The organism is Parabacteroides sp. ASF519, assembly GCF_000364265.2.
GTDB classification, from domain to species: Bacteria; Bacteroidota; Bacteroidia; order Bacteroidales; family Tannerellaceae; genus Parabacteroides; species Parabacteroides goldsteinii.
In genome coordinates this window covers 3,432,086-3,450,101 of record NZ_AQFV02000006.1, presented here as the reverse complement: position 1 = coordinate 3,450,101, position 18,016 = coordinate 3,432,086, and the positions used below count along the sequence as shown (strand labels likewise).

At 42.6% G+C, this 18,016-nt stretch carries 16 protein-coding genes and 1 pseudogene; 6 read left to right on the top strand and 11 right to left on the bottom strand.

Annotated elements, in window-relative coordinates:
- Positions 1-26 precede the first annotated feature (26 nt).
- The 6 genes and pseudogenes from C825_RS13505 to C825_RS13480 all read right to left on the bottom strand — a co-directional run bounded on the left by C825_RS13505 (position 27) and on the right by C825_RS13480 (position 5,970).
- On the bottom strand, positions 27-260 hold the full coding sequence (locus C825_RS13505; protein WP_010802837.1) for a hypothetical protein: 234 nt from the start codon (positions 258-260) through the stop codon (positions 27-29).
- 90 nt (positions 261-350) lie between these two features.
- Positions 351-1,505 (bottom strand): annotated as a pseudogene (locus C825_RS13500) (ATP-binding protein); the annotation flags it as partial.
- Between the two features lie 75 nt (positions 1,506-1,580).
- On the bottom strand, positions 1,581-2,678 hold the full coding sequence (locus tag C825_RS13495; RefSeq protein ID WP_010802835.1) for an MraY family glycosyltransferase: 1,098 nt from the start codon (positions 2,676-2,678) through the stop codon (positions 1,581-1,583).
- A 571-nt stretch (positions 2,679-3,249) separates the two neighbouring features.
- Positions 3,250-3,822, bottom strand: a complete 573-nt coding sequence (locus C825_RS13490) for a cob(I)yrinic acid a,c-diamide adenosyltransferase (protein ID WP_007656071.1) — start codon at positions 3,820-3,822, stop codon at positions 3,250-3,252.
- A 1-nt stretch (position 3,823) separates the two neighbouring features.
- Positions 3,824-5,452, bottom strand: a complete 1,629-nt coding sequence (locus tag C825_RS13485; protein ID WP_007656068.1) for a flotillin family protein — start codon at positions 5,450-5,452, stop codon at positions 3,824-3,826.
- A gap of 23 nt (positions 5,453-5,475) precedes the next feature.
- Entirely contained in the window at positions 5,476-5,970 is a 495-nt protein-coding gene (locus tag C825_RS13480) for a hypothetical protein (RefSeq protein ID WP_007656066.1), read from the bottom strand.
- Positions 5,971-6,072: 102 nt separating this feature from the next.
- Between C825_RS13480 and C825_RS13475 the strand changes: the two genes are divergently transcribed.
- Positions 6,073-6,780, top strand: a complete 708-nt coding sequence (locus tag C825_RS13475) for a DNA alkylation repair protein (protein WP_173012319.1) — start codon at positions 6,073-6,075, stop codon at positions 6,778-6,780.
- Here C825_RS13475 and C825_RS13470 read toward each other — a convergent pair.
- Positions 6,773-8,098: a cobyrinic acid a,c-diamide synthase CobB gene (locus C825_RS13470; RefSeq protein WP_010802834.1), complete on the bottom strand. Its 1,326-nt coding sequence runs from the start codon at positions 8,096-8,098 to the stop codon at positions 6,773-6,775. The two genes, C825_RS13475 and C825_RS13470, sit on opposite strands and share 8 nt — an antisense overlap.
- A 205-nt stretch (positions 8,099-8,303) precedes the next feature.
- Positions 8,304-9,131 carry a 3-methyl-2-oxobutanoate hydroxymethyltransferase gene (gene panB / locus C825_RS13465; RefSeq protein ID WP_007656055.1) on the bottom strand — a complete coding sequence of 276 codons (828 nt, stop codon included), beginning with the start codon at positions 9,129-9,131 and terminating at the stop codon, positions 8,304-8,306.
- A 149-nt stretch (positions 9,132-9,280) separates the two neighbouring features.
- Here panB and C825_RS13460 point away from each other — a divergent pair, with 149 nt between their 5' ends.
- The 3 genes from C825_RS13460 (at position 9,281) to C825_RS13450 (ending at position 11,552) form a co-directional block, all read left to right on the top strand.
- Positions 9,281-9,796 (top strand): outer membrane beta-barrel protein, encoded by a 516-nt coding sequence (locus C825_RS13460; protein ID WP_010802833.1) that lies wholly within the window; start codon positions 9,281-9,283, stop codon positions 9,794-9,796.
- Positions 9,797-9,941: 145 nt separating this feature from the next.
- On the top strand, positions 9,942-11,009 hold the full coding sequence (locus C825_RS13455) for a GNAT family N-acetyltransferase (RefSeq protein WP_010802832.1): 1,068 nt from the start codon (positions 9,942-9,944) through the stop codon (positions 11,007-11,009).
- Positions 11,010-11,084: 75 nt separating this feature from the next.
- Positions 11,085-11,552, top strand: coding sequence for an alanyl-tRNA editing protein (locus tag C825_RS13450; protein ID WP_007656048.1), 468 nt, complete (start codon positions 11,085-11,087; stop codon positions 11,550-11,552).
- Between the two features lie 72 nt (positions 11,553-11,624).
- Here C825_RS13450 and C825_RS13445 read toward each other — a convergent pair whose 3' ends face one another.
- Genes C825_RS13445 through C825_RS13435 form a run of 3 tightly spaced genes read right to left on the bottom strand, consistent with a single transcriptional unit; the run spans position 11,625 to position 14,469 of the window.
- On the bottom strand, positions 11,625-12,581 hold the full coding sequence (locus C825_RS13445; protein ID WP_007656046.1) for an ABC transporter permease: 957 nt from the start codon (positions 12,579-12,581) through the stop codon (positions 11,625-11,627).
- Positions 12,574-13,314, bottom strand: coding sequence for an ABC transporter ATP-binding protein (locus C825_RS13440; RefSeq protein WP_010802831.1), 741 nt, complete (start codon positions 13,312-13,314; stop codon positions 12,574-12,576). Before C825_RS13440 ends, C825_RS13445 begins: the two co-directional genes overlap by 8 nt.
- Before the next feature lie 3 nt (positions 13,315-13,317).
- Entirely contained in the window at positions 13,318-14,469 is a 1,152-nt protein-coding gene (locus C825_RS13435; RefSeq protein ID WP_044214368.1) for a COG1470 family protein, read from the bottom strand.
- Between the two features lie 323 nt (positions 14,470-14,792).
- On the opposite strand from C825_RS13435, the gene C825_RS13430 reads away from it, so the two are divergent.
- Together C825_RS13430 and proS are read left to right on the top strand one after the other, a co-directional pair.
- Positions 14,793-16,064: a phosphoglycerate kinase gene (locus C825_RS13430; RefSeq protein ID WP_007656041.1), complete on the top strand. Its 1,272-nt coding sequence runs from the start codon at positions 14,793-14,795 to the stop codon at positions 16,062-16,064.
- 261 nt (positions 16,065-16,325) lie between these two features.
- Complete coding sequence (gene proS, locus C825_RS13425; RefSeq protein WP_010802829.1) at positions 16,326-17,807, top strand: proline--tRNA ligase; 1,482 nt, start codon at positions 16,326-16,328, stop codon at positions 17,805-17,807.
- The last annotated feature ends 209 nt before the right edge of the window (positions 17,808-18,016 follow it).

The window sequence follows — 18,016 nt, the reverse complement described above, 5'->3', positions numbered from 1 at the left end:
TCCTTCGGTAGCAAAAGATGACCAAACTATTTCCATCCCATTCGAGCCTTCACTAATTCATCTATCTGGTTATGGGATATGACCAATCCTTTATCGAAATCAGAAACAGCTTTGGATATGGCACTTCTAAACATATCTTCAGAAACAATATCCAGATAAGTGCCCCGCAAGTCAGCAGAAACATAAGCAGCAGAAGGTTCCTCCAACTTCGAAGAGTGAATATTTTCTTTTGATTTATATGGATGCGATTGTTTTGCCATTTCGTTATTGATTTTTTACAAAGCTATATAAATAAACCATTAAAATCAAAATATCACCTCTTTATTCACAACACCCCACTCTCCGACATTCCGTTCTTCTTTATTAAACGAAACACCGACCTTTGTGATAAAATTCAGGAATCCATAACGCACCTCTTCATTGGGAAATTCAAGTTTATAGAGTTTGAAACGGGCATCGTATTCTTTGATGGTCAGATATCCGCTTTGATAGATTAACGGGATCGGATTATTCTGCTCGGCACGGTATTCGGTAAAAGCCGATGCCTGTGTCTCTACACCATCGATCAGAAGGCGAAGATCGTATTCGCTTTTTTTCAATAATTCTACTAAAAAGGTGGGAGTTCCTGTCTGGAACCAATAATCGCCAAATTCTCTTTTTTCTAATGCATTTAAAGTACTAAAAGGATTGAATACTCCTTCACGGTTCGGATGGAAATGGTATCCATCGTATTGTTTAACCATTGTTTCAAATGTTTCATCCAATGAAAGAGACTGCATTTGACCTAGTTGTTCCAATTCCGGATGAAAGTTTTCGGCCAACTCCTTATGCGTTATACCACAAAGAGTAGCATAATTGTAATCAAGGCTTATGTCATTGAGCTGGTTCAAATCGCTGAAAACACTGACTTGTGCAAATTTAGTGACACCGGTCAGGAAAACAAAACGCAGATAACGATCCGTACTTTTCAGTACACCGTAAAACGCTTTCATTGTACGCCGATAGGCATCCAGCAGAGGTTCATTATTAATAGCCTGCAAAAGGGGTTTATCGTATTCGTCGATCAATACAACCACCTGACGACCGGTTTGCTCCCAAGCACGACGGATAACATAAAAGAAACGTTCTTCCGGAGCACGTAATTTCATTTCATCCCCGTAAACAGCTTCCCACATCTCTAAATATTGATTTAAAATAGCTTCCAGATCCGCTTCCGTTTCATATTTACGGGCATTCAAATCAAGATGCAACACCGGATAAGTAAACCAATCGTGTTCCAATTTTTCAATGGCTAACCCTTGAAAAAGTTCTTTTCGTCCTTGAAAATAAGCGTCCAAAGTAGAAATCAACAAACTTTTTCCGAAACGACGAGGACGACTGAGGAAATAAGGGATCTCACTTACTGCCAAACGATAAACCAGTTCAGTCTTATCGACATACAAATAGTTTCCATTCCGAATCTTCTCGAAACTTTGTATTCCTATTGGTAATTTACGATTCGTCATCATACGCTATTTTAATCTTTGTCAAGTGTTGAACAAAGATTAACATTTATCCGGATAAAGCGGAAACCTGAAAAGTTAATAGTTAAAACGTTTTATTGATTTATTCAACCAACCTATCAACACAGACCATAACAGAATATCCAGAAAAAGAATCAGGTTGTTATTGATCGTATTAATCAGTGCCATATTCAGGATGCAAAAGACACAAGCCAGTCCTAAGATGTATACCACTGCTTTTTTACATGTCAGACCTGCATCCAGGCATTTATGATGAATATGATTCCGGTCGGCAATAAACAATGGTTTATGATTTCGGGCACGAATCAACATGACGCGGAAAACATCGAAAGCCGGTACTATCAACGGGGCAAAAGCGACAATGATCGCTCCTTCGAAATAAGGATGTATCTGCGGATTGACTGTTGCATAAGAGATCATAAGAAATGCCAGCATATAACCTAATGTCAAACTACCGGTATCGCCCATAAAGATCTTCGTACAACGGTCCGCCTTCCCAAAGACGTTATAATAGAAAAATGAGAGTAATGTGCCCAATGCCGAAAAAGCAAACATGGCATATACCCACTGGCTATAATAAAGATATAAACTTCCTAAAACACTTAGGGCAATAATACTTAACCCGGAGGCCAGGCCATCGATACCGTCAATCAGGTTGATGGCGTTGATGATAAAGACTGTCATTAATATCGTAAGAGGAATTCCTATATACGGACTCAATTCGTGAATACCTGCCAACCCGTATAAGTTATTGATCCATAATCCCGCCAGAGGGAACATGGAGGCGGCTAGGATTTGTATAAAGAATTTTGTCCGATAACGTAGTCCGACCAGATCGTCTTTTATACCGGATAAATACAATAACGTGAGACCACAGATCAAGAAGAAAAATTCGGGAATGATAAAATGGAGCCTGTTTTCGGCTATTTCGAAGCCGATCAGATAACGTAATCCGGTCACAAAAGAGAGTGAAAACAGGATTGTAGGAACAAATGAAATACCACCTAAACGGGGAATTATTCCGTCGTGAACTTTTCGTTCATTAGGTATATCAAATAGTTTTTTTCGATAAGCGACAACCAGGATACGCGGAATTATCAGGGCTGAGAGCAATATAGATAAGACTAAAGACAGGGTTGTCAATAAATAAGCCATTAATTAATACTAGTTTTTTGATATGACAAGGTTCGTCAGTCACATAAAGTGTACTCACGAACAGGATGACTAGCTAAAACGATCGTTTTTTCTAGTCATCATATTGTCCGATTTTACTATGATTAAAAAAATGTTGAAGTATTGAATTTCAAATAATAATTGAATTTCTTTGTTTGTTATATATTTTTTTTGCTTACTTTTGCGCTGACTAAAAAAAACGATCGTTTTTTCTAGTCAGTACCTATTATACATAAATATCTAGTATACTGTATATTAATACACATTTCAAGTCATATAATTTATATGAATAAAGTCATTTTTCAATCAAAACATAAAACATTAATTCCATACAATAAGTAAAACAAGAATACACTGTTTTTTATAAGTAATTAAAAAGATGAGATTTCCAGAAATAGGTTTAGTTTCATAAGGAGAGTGGACGTTCCGATGATGGCAAACTTCAAAAAGAGAGGTTATATACTTCTGAAAAATAAAAAAATCTTGCAAATTCACGATTGAAAAGTGAATTTGCAAGATTTTAGAGTTTAATTTAACTATTGCCGGATATGGATTACTCTTTCTTTTTTCTTTTATAGAGGAAAGAGTTCCAACGTTCTTCGGCATGGTCCTGTTGAAACATTTCGTAACGGGCCATAGTGAAAAGTAGGTCTGAGAGGCGATTCACGAACTGCATGATTTCTTCCGGAAGCGGATCTTTCCGGTATAATGTCCATAAACGACGTTCGGCTCGACGGGCAATGGTACGTGCCAACTGCAAATGGGCGGAGATCAGGGTACCGCCGGGCAGGATAAAGAAACCATTATCCTGCATCTGTCCAGTAAGTAGATCTATTTGTTGCTCACAGAAGGACACAAGGTCCTCCGATAAACTGTTAGGGTTCTTATCACGGATAGCCGAAGGGGTTGCCACGTGCGACATGACAACCATCAACTCCCGTTGTATTTTACCTAAGACATCCTGCCATTCATGTTCGGGAGGTAATAAAGCCCGCACGATACCGATTTGTGCATTCACTTCGTCAAGCGTACCGTTGGCTTCGATACGGATATCGTCTTTATCAACCCGTTCGCCGCCGTGGATACCGGTACGGCCTTTATCTCCTCCCCTGGTGTAAATTCTCATATTACTTCTTCGTTGTATCTTTCTTTTCGTCTTTTTCTTCCGGACGAATGATTCCTTTTACGGTTTCGCCGATAGGCAATTTATCCAATACGCCGAGACTCGGGGCAACGGTTTTAACCAATTGGTTCAGAAAATTACCGGTTGTGCCCTGGCCACCGTCAAAGACGGTGATATCGCCAAGCTGCATGTGTTCGAATGCCTTCACCTGTTCGCCGGCAATTTCTTTCCACTGGTCTACCATCTTATACTGGATAGCGATAGCCGGGTTCGATTCGGCTGCCTCAACCATTGCCTTGAAACCATCGGCTTCAGCCAGCAATGATTTCTTTTTACCTTCGGCCTCGGCTTCCAGTTTCATCTGGATGGCACGGGCTTCGGCTTCGGCCTGGGCCAAAGTTGCCTTTGCTTTCGCTTCGGCTTCGCGGATCATCTTTTCGGCCACTGCTTCAGCTTGCAGGATGGCTTCCTGACGGGCGATTTCTGCCGGAACGATCTTTTGTGCTTTCAGGGCTGATTCAACCTTTTTGGCTTTTGCTTCTTCCACTTCGCGCTGGGCGATTTCGCGGGCAGCTTGCACAGAGGCTTCCGAACGGGCTGCTGCTTCACCGGCTTGTTTGCTCGCTTCGGCCTGGGTTACTGCCAGTTCGGCATCAGACTTGGCAACTTCTTTATTCGCTTCGTTTCGTCCGACAGCGGCTTTCTTTCCGGCATCGGCCTTCTTGATTTCCATATCGGAATTTAGTTCTGCGATACGGCTTTCTTTTTCAGTATTTGCTTTTTCTATATTGATATTCTTATCTGCTTCGGCTTTGGCTACCTGCGACTCTTTCGAGGCATTGGCAACGGCAACCTGGGCAATACGTTCTTTATCGGCATTGGCAACTGATATTTCCTGTTGTTTCTTTGTCTCTGCAATAGCGATATCCTGATCTTTGCGTGTTTCGGCAACAGTCGTTTCACGTTCGCGAATCTGATTGGCAATCTTGATGGCGCCGAGTTTTTCCTGTTCTTCGATATTGGCCTGTGCTTCGTTCAGGGCTTTGCTTTCAGCTTCTTTACCAAGATTGACGATATAATTGGCGGCATCACGGATATCGCTGATATTGATGTTCATCAGGTAAAGACCGAACTTGCGTAGTTCCGTATCGATATTGTCGCGTACCTTGGAAAGGAATTTATCACGGTCGGAGTTCAACTCTTCGATCGTCATATCGGCAATAACCAGACGCATCTGGCCATACACAACATCGGTAATCAGGTTCTGCTTGTCTTCCGGCTGCAAACCTAACAGACGTTCGGCTGCATTCTGCATCACTTCGGGATCGGTACTGATCGCTACCGTAATGGTGGTCGGAACATCTACACGGATATTCTGCGCGGACAAGGCGCCGGTCAGTTTACAATCAATCTGAAGAGGTTTCATGGAAAGGAACTCGTATCCCTGAATAATAGGCCATACGAAAGCGGCTCCACCGTGATAGAGTTTGGCTGATTTCTCTCCGGATGTCTTACCGTACACAACCAACACCTCGTCGCTCTTACACTTACGGTAACGGGACAATATCCCGATAAAAGAAAGAATGATAACCCCTACCAGGATGGCTACCATGATTAACATTTCCTGTGTCATAATTTAATAGTTGAGTTTATTATTTATTGTATATAAATTGTTCCTGATTCAACCTTGCAGATCAACGTACGGTCGCCGGTCTGATACTTTTTTCCTTCCAGAGAACGGACTTCCACCTCACGCAAGGCTCCGTTCTGGGCGACCTGAACGATATAGCGAACTCCGTCGTGTGCATAGATCGTACATTCCCGGCCCACCAGGGCTTCTGTCTTTTCCGGTTTGTTTTCTTTTTGAAGCTGATAGGCTTTCTTATAGAGAAACCATAGGATAAAAACGAAGAGCAACCCGATCAGGATGCCGATCAGGAAAGTAGAGATGGCCGTACTTTTGGCAATATACATATACCATCCGAAACCGATGCAGAAGTGGGTTAATCCTTTAAAAGATACTGCGCTGCTGAGATCGACATCAATATCCGTGTCCGTATCCAGGTCTCCAAAGAAGATAGACATGATGAACTGTATCAGAAATATAGCGGAAGCAACAACTGCGATTCCAAGAAAAATAGTATTGACCATGGCATTGAATTATTAGTTTACACGAAAATAAGGATTATTTTATTAAAACGAGCATATATAAGAAAAATATGTATGTTTGTAGTAAATATATCATATCCTCTTATGAAAACAGTCATTGAACAAGTACGCCAGGCACTGGTTGACAATATTGACGAAAAGACCCGGCAGAATGCCCAGGGTTTCTTTAAGGAAAAAATTTTGTACCACGGTGTGAGAATCCCCACGGTTAATAAGATCAGTAAGGAGTTTTATGCATTAATCAAAGAACTTCCTAAGAAAGAGATATTTACTCTTTGTGAAACTTTGTGGGAATCAGGATATTCGGAAGAATCTTATATTGCATGTAATTGGTCTTATTATCTTCATGCGCAGTATGAACCGGAGGATTTTGACGTTTTCGAAAAGTGGGTGGACAAGTATGTATCCAATTGGGCTTCCTGCGATACATTATGTAATCATACGGTCGGTACTTTTGTTGAGATGTATCCGGACTATATTTCCCGTTTGAAAGAGTGGGCGCATTCTGAGAACCGGTGGATGAAACGGGCAGCTGCCGTCACACTGATTATCCCTGCCAGAAAGGGCCTTTTCCTGAAAGATATATTTGAAATTGCCGATACTCTTTTCTATGATACGGATGATTTGGTACAAAAAGGCTACGGATGGATGTTGAAGGCTGCCAGTGAAGCATATCAGAAAGATGTATTCGACTATGTGATGGCTAAGAAAGCGGATATGCCGCGTACTTCGTTAAGATATGCGATCGAAAAGATGCCGAAAGAGATGAAAGTGTTGGCAATGGCTAGATAAGTCCGTTCAGATAGTCGATAAACCATTGGTTTCTTGACGGATCGCCCCAATAAAGGTGGGTGTATCCGGCTAAGACGTTCTTATATCTGTATAAAGGGGTAGCGACAGGGCTTCCTTTGGCTGTGCAGGCGGTAGCGACGGAAGGCAGTTCCTCTTTCTGAGGCTCAATACGGGAATAATGGAACTCGTGTCCGGTCATTACATAATCATTATAATATAATGTACGGTATCCCAGACGAAGTTTCATTTGCTCCATAGTAGCCGACTGGTTCAGTAAACCGACCATCGGAAAACTACTCCCTTCCGACGATTTTATTTCATTGCATAGATACATCATTCCTCCGCATTCGGCAAGTAGCTTCCCTCCTGCTTCTGCATAATCGCGGATAGATTGAAGCATGGAACGGTTTGATGATAAACCGGGAAGGTATAATTCGGGATAGCCTCCGGGCAAGTATACAAAATCGGATTCCGGTAATACGGAATCGTGAAGCGGACTGAAAAAGGTAACTTCTCCCAGCCTGTGCAGCAATTGAATATTCTCCTCATACGCAAAATTAAAGGCGGTATCACGAGCGATCGAGATTTTCAAAGGAGAAGGCAGCGTTTGTTCAAGCTGAACCATATGAGAGTTAGAAACAGGTTGGCAGGCGGTCAATGCCAATAGCCTGTCGATATCGACATGTTTCTCTACCAGGGCGGCTACACGGTCGGCAAATGTATCAAAACAAAATGTCTCATCCAGGGTTAAGCCCAAATGGCGGCTCGGTATCTCTACGTCGGCCTGTTTGGGAAGGTATCCTAATGCTTCGACACCGGCATCTTCACAGGCTTGTTTCAAAAAGGAATAATGAGTTTCGGAAGCTACAAAATTGAAAACGGCTCCGACAATGTTTATCTCTTTATAGAAGTTTTTGAAACCGTACAGCAAAGGGGCAACGGAATAGGCTGTACTTTTTGCGTTTACGATCAGGACGACAGGTATATTTAATGTACGCGCGATTTCAGCACTACTTCCCTGCATAGCATCGTATCCGTCAAAAAGGCCCATCACGCCTTCGGTTACCGCATAATCGGCTACCGAAGTATAGCGTCGATACAAATCACATATATGTTGTTCGGACATCATGAAACTATCCAAATTGACGGAAGGACAACCGGCGGCCATTTTATGATGGCGCGTGTCGATATAGTCCGGACCACATTTGAACGGCTGGACTTTTCCATACCGATTCTTCAACGCCCGAAGCAAACCGAGTGTAAATGTTGTCTTACCGCTTCCTGACGATGCGGCTCCGATCAGTAGATGAGATTTCATGACTTATCAGATTTAAATATCACTTTTCTCTTGATAGAAAAGTAGCCAAAAGATCAAGGCTCAACCGGCTTCACCGCTTAGGCCTTTCCAAGGAAGCTGTACTTCCTCTTAGGATGGCCGACACCGATACTTATAGTAGCAAAGCAGGTGCAGCCTTGATCTTTTGACTACTTTTCCATCAAGGGAAAAGTCGGGTCAATTATTTCTAATATTGTTCCTTCTCATTCGGGAAGTCCTGTGTCTTCACATCTTCGATGTATGCCTGGACAGCACGAGTAATTTCTTCTCCGATATTGGCATATCTGCGAAGGAAACGCGGAGAGAATCCCATATTGATTCCCAACATATCGTGCATAACCAAAACCTGACCGTCTACACCTCCACCGGCACCGATACCGATAATAGGTATGCTCAGTTCGGAAGCAACACGTGCAGCCAGTTCTGCCGGAATCTTTTCCAGCACGATGGCGAAACATCCGATTTCTTCCAACAAATGAGCGTCGTCAATCAACTTCTGTGCTTCTGCTTCTTCACGGGCACGGACGGTATAAGTACCAAACTTATTAATAGACTGCGGAGTCAAACCCAAGTGTCCCATCACAGGAATACCTGCACAAAGGATACGCTCGATAGATTCTCTTATTTCACTACCTCCCTCCAGTTTAATACAGTCGGCATGCGTCTCTTTCATGACACGGATAGCGGAAGCCAAAGCCTCTTTGGAGTTCCCCTGGTATGTACCGAAAGGCAGGTCGACTACCACCAACGAACGCTGTACTGCTTTCATAACCGATTTACCATGGTAAATCATCTGATCCAATGTGATAGGAAGCGTTGTTACATTACCGGCCATTACATTCGATGCTGAATCGCCGACAAGAATAACATCCATACCAGCCTGATCGATCAGTTTAGCCATAGAATAATCGTAAGCCGTCAACATAGAAATTTTTTCTCCACGTTGTTTCATTTCCATCAGGCGATGTGTCGTCACCTTTCTTGTATCATCTAAATCCCTCTTTGCAACTGACATAATGCTTTTTGTTAATTGTTACGGCGGCAAAGTTAAGGATATTCTGTAATTAGCAAGACAAACAATAAAATATTTATGCCGTACAACATATGTTTATTTTTGTATATCTTTGCGCCCGTTTACATATAACGTTTAATATACAAGCAAAGATGAAAAAGTTAGTTTTTACTTTGGTGGTTGCATTTATGGCAATCATCAGTGCTGATGCACAGGTTTATGTAGGTGGTTCATTCAATCTTACTCACGACAAGAACGCCGATGTTACCAATTTTTCTATTGCACCAGAAGTCGGTTATAACCTGAACGAAAACTGGACTATTGCAGCAGAGATCGGTTATACACATTTCAAATCGGACGAGAACAAAGCTAATGCGTTTAATTTCGCTCCTTATGCCCGCTTTTCATTCTTCGAAAAAGGTATTGTCCGTTTATTCCTGGACGGTGGTGTTGGTATCTCTACCTATAAAAGAGAAAGCTACGATAGCGTCAACGGTTTCGAAATCGGTATCAAACCGGGTATTGCACTTGAAATATGCAAGAACCTGACATTTGTCACTAAATACGGATTCGCCGGTTATCGCGATGATTATAAATATGCCAACAGTACATCCGGTATCAGCCTGAGTTCTGAAGACCTGACTTTCGGTTTCCACTACGAATTCTAATTATCAATCAAACAGGAAGAGCCTGTCTTTATCCTACTCCGGATAGGCAGGCTCTTTTTCTTTCTGAACGCCACTTCTTCAAAAAATATCCTGTTGCCCGAAATATATCATTATATTTGCATCCACTGAAATATAATGATATAATATGGACAATTCAGATTTACTATTCCGGAAAGCAGAAGAAGCAGATATAGCACGTATCTGGGAAATCATCGGACAAGCCAAAGCGCAAATGCGACGGTTGAACAGCCATCAATGGGATGAGAATTATCCGGCACTTGAAAACATTGCCAAAGATATTCAATCGGGAAACGGATATGTCTTTTGTAATAAAGAAAATATAGCTGTTACTTATGGCGTTATTTCTTTCGACGGAGAGCCAGCCTACAAAGAAATCGACGGTAAATGGACAAACGATCTTCCTTACATGGTAGTTCACCGACTGGCCGTAGCCGATGAGATGAAACATCAAGGATTGGCGAAACGTTTTATGTTGCAGGCGGAAGAAATAAGCCGTAACAAGGGCATCTATGCATTTCGCATCGACACCAATTTCGACAATCAGTATATGCTCCGCTTAATAGATTCTTTGGGATTCAGTTACTCTGGAGAAGTTTCTTACAGGGGAGATAAACGCAAAGCGTTTGAAAAAAGCATCCGCCCCCACTCCTCTTCTTTCGGGATTCCGGGTTATACGATCCGGGAAGCTATTTATGAAGATGCAGAAATCATATATGAAGCGATAGATAAACATCGTGAGGATTTACGGATCTGGTTACCGTTTGTCGATGGTTTAAACAGTGTTGCGGATGAACAGTTATTCCTGGAATCTACATTAAAAGTGCCTTATAAAGAACGGGATGTCGTATATATCATTGAAAAAGGCTTTGCGATCTGTGGTCTGATCGGTTTTCATTTCTCAGACCGAACAAACCATCGTACGGAAATAGGATACTGGCTGCTTCCTGAGTTTCGGGGAAAAGGTGTTATTACACGGGCCGTCCATTATCTCTGCCAATGGGCGTTCTTTGAAAAAGATTTCAACCGCATCCAGGTACGATGTGCCGTGGGCAATCAACCCAGCAACGCCATTCCTCAACGTTTAGGCTTCACACTGGAAGGAACGGAACGTGACGGAGAATTACTTTCTTCCGGTGAATACACGGATATAAATGTATATAGTTTACTGAGGAAGGAGTTGGAGTTGAAATAATAATAAATCAACCTGTGTAAAAATCACACAAGTTCAAACAAGTTGCAGTAAACCTCATCAATCAAAATAATTAAAATGGAACAAGAAATTCAATTAAACGAACATAATAAGGCTGAATATCCACCGATGCATACAGCCGAACATATTTTAAATCAGACGATGGTTCGCATGTTTGGTTGTCCGCGTTCGAAGAATGCCCATATAGAAAGGAAAAAGAGCAAGTGCGATTATGAATTATCGGAAGCGCCTACCGCTGAAATGATGGCAGAAGTAGAACGCCGGATAAATGAAGTAATAGAACAGCATCTGCCTGTAACGATCGAATTTATTCCGAAAGCGGAAGCCGGAGCCATTGTCGATCTCAGTAAATTACCGGAAGATGCGAGTGAGACATTACGTATTGTTCGTGTCGGAGATTATGATGCCTGTGCATGTATTGGTGCACATGTCAGCAACACTTCTGAAATAGGGCGGTTTAAACTCTTGAATTACGATTATACTGACGGACGGTTACGCCTGCGGTTCAAACTGGAAACTGCATAAACAAAGATATAACTATTAAAGAAAGGCTCTTATCCCCAACACAGGTAAGAGCCTTTTCTGATATTAATCGGATTAACGGGAACGAACTTCCCTTCTCATAAAAGAAACGTAAGACAAGGCAAAACAAACAACTGTCGCTGCAATCAACCCTGTCAGCTGCGGCCAGACAACGATCAGGCTCTGGCCCAGAGGCAACGGACTGGGGATAGCCCCATGCACCTGTTCCATCGTCAACGGTCCCAAACTTCTGACAGAAGGCATCAGCAAGGTTGTCGTTGCATCACTGAACAACTGGCTCGGCGCGAAGCGCAACAGGTTAAGCATAAAGCGCTGGTAGCTGATTATCTGGTAATCGCTGGCAAATCCGGAAGGACTGAGTGCTTTCCCTATCAGATTGATGATCATATTATAGAACACACTGAAAAATAACCAGATGGCCACACAAGCCAGTGCGGATGTCGCAGCCTGACGGAACTGTATGGAAAAGAATATCGACAGATTCAGCCAAAAAGCAACATAGAAGATGCTGACAATGATAAAAAACACCATCCGCAAAAACTCTTCCGCCGTCGGAGGAATACCGATCGCTATCAATCCGAATCCCATCACCAGAAATCCCAGGGAGAACAACATAATGCCAATAACAATCAATGCCCCGACGAATTTGGCATTAATCAGGTAATCACGATGGATAGGTTGAGACAGGATACGACTCAATGTACCTCTGTTTTGTTCAGAATTGATCGCATCGAATCCTAACGCAATCCCCAGCAAAGGCCCCAGGAAACTGATAAAGACAACAAAAGAAGGCAAAGTTCCATCCGAAACGGTAAACAGTTTCAGGAAAAGGAACGCATTGTCTGGGTCATTAGGCTTGATGGAGTCTCCGATATTAGTCAGAGCAGTATATAACGACCCCATACAAGTCAATGCAATAAGGACGATCATGATAATAAAACGCCAGCTTCTCACATGATCGGAGACTTCTTTATTCACAATTACCCAAAAAGGATGATATATTCTATTCATGACCTTTACCTCCTTCGAAATAATGATTATAAATATCATCGAGTCCGTGCTCTTTCTTCTGTTGCTCCGTCAGTTCAATGTCGGCCAACAGTTTACCACTGCTGAACAGACCGACACGGTTACAGACCTGCTGAACCTGGTCCAGATGATGGGAAGAGAACAGCACCGTCAGCCCTTCTTCATGACTCAACTGATGGATCAGGTCCATAAACTCACGGACACCGGCAGGGTCTATTCCTGATGTCGGTTCGTCCAAAATAATCACTTCCGGATCTTTAATCAGGACATCTGCCAAGCCTAAACGCTGACGCATACCCCGCGAATATTTACCGGCTTTCTTATTCCCTTCATTCATCAGACCGACTCTTTCAAGCAATTGAACAGCCTTTTCTTTTGCATCCTTCTTCGGAATACCGTTCAGTTGAGCTGTATATACCAGATTTTCTATCCCGGTCATGTCGTCATAAAACCCGACATCTTCCGGCAGATAGCCAACTATCCGTTTTACTTCTATCGGGTGCGTGGTAGAATCTACGCCACATACTTTCACAGAACCCGAAGTCGGCTCAGTCAGTCCCAGCATCATCAGGATCGTTGTAGACTTTCCGGCTCCGTTAGGTCCCAGTAATCCGAATATGTCCTTTTTATTAATGGTCAGGTTCAAACCATTTACCGCAGTAAAACCACCATACTTTTTTGTCAGTCCGGTAAGTTCAATAACTGGTTGACCCATGGCTTACCTCCTTCCATATTTGCGGAACAGATAATAGACGCCTCCCAATACCAAAACAATGATCAGAACACCAACCCAGCCCCATATCATCGGAGTTTTTACGGAAATACGAAAATCGGTTGTAGCATTTACCTCCGGAGTCTTGACTGTCATCTTTGTTACATAATCTCCGGGAAGTGCTTTTTTAGAAGCCTTTACCGTAGCAACAACGTTTGTAGTCTGTCCGGCTCCCAGCTTCATCAGTTTTGCCGGTTCGAAAGTAACCTCCCAGTCTACCGGTTTGCTGGCAGAAAGCTCTATATCTTTTAGTTCGGCAGAACCGGTATTTTTCACAACCAAATCGATCCGTTTCGTCTCACCGGCTGTAATATCAGAACTGAGCAAACCTCTCGGAGTAGTCAATTCCATTTCATAAGAACCGGTAACTACCACTTCCAGGTCCAGATCGGCAGAAGTGGAACCCGTAGAGGCATGAACAGGAATCTTATAACTTCCTGCTGCAACATTAGCCGGCGGGGTGACGTCGATAGTTATATTCTGGGTTGCATTAGGTTCTACCTGTGCAGATGTTGCCTGCTTGTAATTCGGCTTGAATACCACATTCCAGCCCCGCTGTACATCGGCTGTCAAAGCATAGAGTTGCTGCTCCGCTGTACGGTTCTTAATCGTTGCGTTGAATGTAAATGTTGATTTGGAATTTCCCTCCATGTTCGGCTGTGTAGTCGTGAAATCGGTCTGGTAAGTTCCCTGCTTGGAGACGGTAATCGTAAGCGGGAGTTTCGCCATTCCGTCGGCAGAGACTGTAAAATTATAAGTACCTTTATTCACCTTCACCGGCACTTCGACCTTTAAAGAGAAATTTTTCTTTTCATCCGGCAGAACTGACAACTGACTGATTGTAAAACCTCCGGACTTCACCTCATAACTCCATCCCCGGGGCATTCCTTCCACGGAAATCGTCGCATTCTTCACTTCGTCACTTTTGTTGATGACGTCAACACTGTAATCAATCGACTCTCCCGGTGGAACAGAAATCTTTGTGTAGGGAGTGTACAACATCACGCTCTCTTTTGTGTCCGTAGCGTGGATCTTACAAGGGATAACACCCAATAACAGTACCAATAGTAGGTTTAAACAGTTAATTTGCATTTTCATAATGATTTTTATAGAGTATACAAAAATGATTACTTAATTAGCTGGTGACAAATATATAAACTGTGATTATTAGCAATTATTAAAAGTGTTAAAAAAAATCTATTACACAAGATCTCCCATCTTTTTACCCTAAGGCCCTCTCCTGTTTACGACAACAGATTATTCAGCATCTATACATTATATATAGATAAAACCAAAAGATGTCATTCGGATGCTAAATAGACCGAATTATTATGTAAATGTAACACTGAAATAAAATATTTTTATGTAAGTTTGCGAGCGCTAAGAAAGACATTTTATACAGAAATTTAAATACAAGAGTTATGCAATCAATTGACAATTTCAATTTTGCCGGCAAAAAGGCATTTGTAAGAGTTGACTTCAACGTTCCATTGGACGAAAACTTCAACATCACAGACGACACTCGTATCCGTGCCGCTCTTCCTACTCTTAAGAAGATCCTGGCAGACGGTGGCAGTGTAATTATCGGTTCACACCTGGGCCGTCCGAAAGGCGTTACAGATAAATATTCTTTGAAACATATCCTGAAACACGTTTCTGAACTGCTGGGCGTAGAAGTTCAGTTTGCTAACGACTGTATCGGCGAAGAAGCCGGTGCTAAGGCTGCTGCATTGCAACCGGGCGAAGCATTGTTGCTGGAAAACCTTCGTTTCTATGCTGAAGAAGAAGGCAAACCAAGAGGTTTGGCTGAAGACGCAACAGACGATGAAAAGAAAGCTGCCAAGAAAGCCGTTAAAGAAAGCCAGAAAGAATTCACAAAGAGACTGGCTTCTTATGCAGACTGCTATGTAAACGATGCATTCGGTACAGCTCACCGTGCTCACGCTTCTACAGCGTTGATCGCTGACTACTTCGATACTGACCACAAGATGTTCGGTTACCTGATGGAAAAAGAAGTAAAAGCTGTCGATAAAGTAATGAGCGACATCACTCGTCCGTTCACTGCTATCATGGGTGGTTCTAAAGTTTCTTCTAAAATCGAAATCATCGAAAACCTGCTGGGTAAGGTAGATAACCTGATCGTAACAGGTGGTATGACTTATACTTTCACAAAGGCTATGGGTGGTAAGATCGGTAACTCTATCGTTGAAGACGATAAGTTGGATCTGGCTCTTGACCTGATGAAGAAAGCAAAAGAAAAAGGTGTAAACCTGGTATTGGCTGTAGACGCTAAGATTGCTGACGCTTTCAGTAACGACGCAAACACTAAATATGCTGACGTAAACGAAATTCCTGACGGATGGGAAGGTCTTGACATCGGTCCTAAGACTATCGAAATCTACGCTGACGTTATCAAAAACTCAAAGACTATCCTTTGGAACGGTCCTACAGGCGTATTCGAATTCGATAACTTCACTGACGGTTCACGTGCAGTAGGTAACGCTATCGTTGAAGCTACAAAGAACGGTGCATTCTCTCTTGTTGGTGGTGGCGACTCTGTTGCCTGCGTTAACAAGTTCGGTATCGCAGATCAGGTTTCTTATGTATCTACAGGTGGTGGTGCTTTGCTGGAAGCTATCGAAGGTAAAGTTCTTCCGGGTATCGCTGCTGTAAAGGGCGAACCGTATAAATAAGAATAAGAAAATACTCTTATCTAAATAAGCGCCAAGGCTGTCCCTGAAAAGGTGACAGCCTTTGTTTGTTTCTACCTATAGAAACACTTTTTACCATAGAAGGAAGAATCATTCGGAAAGTGTCATTCTTCTATGGAAATTTATACCCGGATCAGAATATATTCTAATATCAGTCTTGCATATTGGAACTCAATCTAAATATTTTGTACCTTTGCCCGACATTATTCGAAAATCATTGAAAACAACATAGAATTAAAGAAAATGGCAAAAGAGCTGAAAGAACTGACTAAGAGAAGTGTAAACTACTCTCAGTGGTACCAGGATTTGGTTATTAAAGCGGATCTGGCAGAAAATTCTGCTGTACGTGGCTGTATGGTTATCAAGCCTTACGGATACGCTATTTGGGAGAAGATGCAACGTATCCTCGACGATATGTTCAAGGAAACAGGACACGTAAACGCTTACTTCCCTCTGTTGATCCCGAAATCATTCTTAAGCAAAGAAGCCGAACACGTGGAAGGTTTCGCCAAAGAATGCGCTGTTGTTACACATTATCGTCTGAAAACAAACCATGACGGTACAGGTGTAGTTGTCGACCCGGCAGCTAAACTGGAAGAAGAACTGATCATTCGTCCGACTTCTGAAACAATCATCTGGAACACATACCGTAACTGGATTCAGTCATACCGCGACCTGCCTATCCTATGTAACCAATGGGCAAACGTGATGCGCTGGGAAATGCGTACACGCCTGTTCCTCCGTACCGCAGAATTCCTGTGGCAGGAAGGTCACACGGCTCACGCTACCCGTGAAGAAGCAGAAATCGAAGCAAAGAAGATGCAGGAAGTATATGCAAACTTTGCTGAAAACTATATGGCAATGCCGGTTATCAAAGGTGTAAAATCTGCCAGCGAACGTTTCGCAGGCGCTTTGGATACCTACACTATTGAAGCGATGATGCAGGACGGAAAGGCTTTGCAGGCAGGTACTTCCCACTTCCTGGGACAGAACTTCGGTAAGGCTTTCGATGTTACTTTCATCGACAAAAAAGGCAAGAGTGATTATGCCTGGGCTACTTCATGGGGAGTTTCAACCCGTCTGATCGGTGCCCTGATCATGTCTCACTCGGATGATAATGGTCTGGTATTGCCTCCGCACCTGGCTCCTATCCAGGTAGTGATCGTTCCGATCTATCGCAGCGAAGAACAGTTGGCACAAATCAGCGAAAAGGTAAACGGTATCGTAGCCAAACTGAAAAAGATGGGTATCTCCGTTAAATACGACGATGCAGATAACAAGAAACCGGGATGGAAGTTTGCTGAATACGAACTGAAAGGCGTTCCTGTACGTCTGGCAATGGGTGGACGCGATCTGGAAAACAACACGATCGAAGTAATGCGCCGCGATACGCTGGAAAAAGAAACCATCACTTGCGACGGTATCGAAGAATACGTACAGAATCTGTTGGAAGAAATCCAGCAGAACATCTTCCAGAAAGCTCTCGATCATCGTACAGCTTGCACGGTAACTGTCGATACTTACGAAGAGTTCAAAGAAAAAATAGAAGAAGGCCTGTTCATCATGGCTCACTGGGACGGTACTCCTGAAACAGAAGAGCAGATCAAGAACGAAACCAAAGCAACTATCCGTTGTATCCCATTGGAAGGCGACAAAACACCGGGTAAGTGTATGGTTACCGGCAAACCTTCCGCACAGCGCGTATTGTTTGCACGGGCTTATTAAGCAATATAGAATAAAAAAACAATAACTATTCAAGAGGATATGCCGTGATGGTGTGTCCTCTTTGACGTATTAGTCTACACACTACTACACTGGAAAGTACTGAAAAACCGACTAAAGAAGGAGGGAAATATATCAAATTTCACACGCTTTTTATCAACCTATATAAAGGTATCATTTTATAAAGTAAAAAAGTCAAAATTGGAACTATA

Bases quoted from the DNA above. Each gene is read 5' to 3' on its own strand.
- C825_RS13505 (WP_010802837.1), bottom strand. From the start codon at position 260: ATGGCAAAACAATCGCATCCATATAAATCAAAAGAAAATATTCACTCT.
- C825_RS13495 (WP_010802835.1), bottom strand. From the start codon at position 2,678: ATGGCTTATTTATTGACAACCCTGTCTTTAGTCTTATCTATATTGCTC.
- C825_RS13490 (WP_007656071.1), bottom strand. From the start codon at position 3,822: ATGAGAATTTACACCAGGGGAGGAGATAAAGGCCGTACCGGTATCCAC.
- C825_RS13485 (WP_007656068.1), bottom strand. From the start codon at position 5,452: ATGACACAGGAAATGTTAATCATGGTAGCCATCCTGGTAGGGGTTATC.
- C825_RS13480 (WP_007656066.1), bottom strand. From the start codon at position 5,970: ATGGTCAATACTATTTTTCTTGGAATCGCAGTTGTTGCTTCCGCTATA.
- C825_RS13475 (WP_173012319.1), top strand. From the start codon at position 6,073: ATGAAAACAGTCATTGAACAAGTACGCCAGGCACTGGTTGACAATATT.
- C825_RS13470 (WP_010802834.1), bottom strand. From the start codon at position 8,098: ATGAAATCTCATCTACTGATCGGAGCCGCATCGTCAGGAAGCGGTAAG.
- panB (WP_007656055.1), bottom strand. From the start codon at position 9,131: ATGTCAGTTGCAAAGAGGGATTTAGATGATACAAGAAAGGTGACGACA.
- C825_RS13460 (WP_010802833.1), top strand. From the start codon at position 9,281: ATGAAAAAGTTAGTTTTTACTTTGGTGGTTGCATTTATGGCAATCATC.
- C825_RS13455 (WP_010802832.1), top strand. From the start codon at position 9,942: ATGGACAATTCAGATTTACTATTCCGGAAAGCAGAAGAAGCAGATATA.
- C825_RS13450 (WP_007656048.1), top strand. From the start codon at position 11,085: ATGGAACAAGAAATTCAATTAAACGAACATAATAAGGCTGAATATCCA.
- C825_RS13445 (WP_007656046.1), bottom strand. From the start codon at position 12,581: ATGAATAGAATATATCATCCTTTTTGGGTAATTGTGAATAAAGAAGTC.
- C825_RS13440 (WP_010802831.1), bottom strand. From the start codon at position 13,314: ATGGGTCAACCAGTTATTGAACTTACCGGACTGACAAAAAAGTATGGT.
- C825_RS13435 (WP_044214368.1), bottom strand. From the start codon at position 14,469: ATGAAAATGCAAATTAACTGTTTAAACCTACTATTGGTACTGTTATTG.
- C825_RS13430 (WP_007656041.1), top strand. From the start codon at position 14,793: ATGCAATCAATTGACAATTTCAATTTTGCCGGCAAAAAGGCATTTGTA.
- proS (WP_010802829.1), top strand. From the start codon at position 16,326: ATGGCAAAAGAGCTGAAAGAACTGACTAAGAGAAGTGTAAACTACTCT.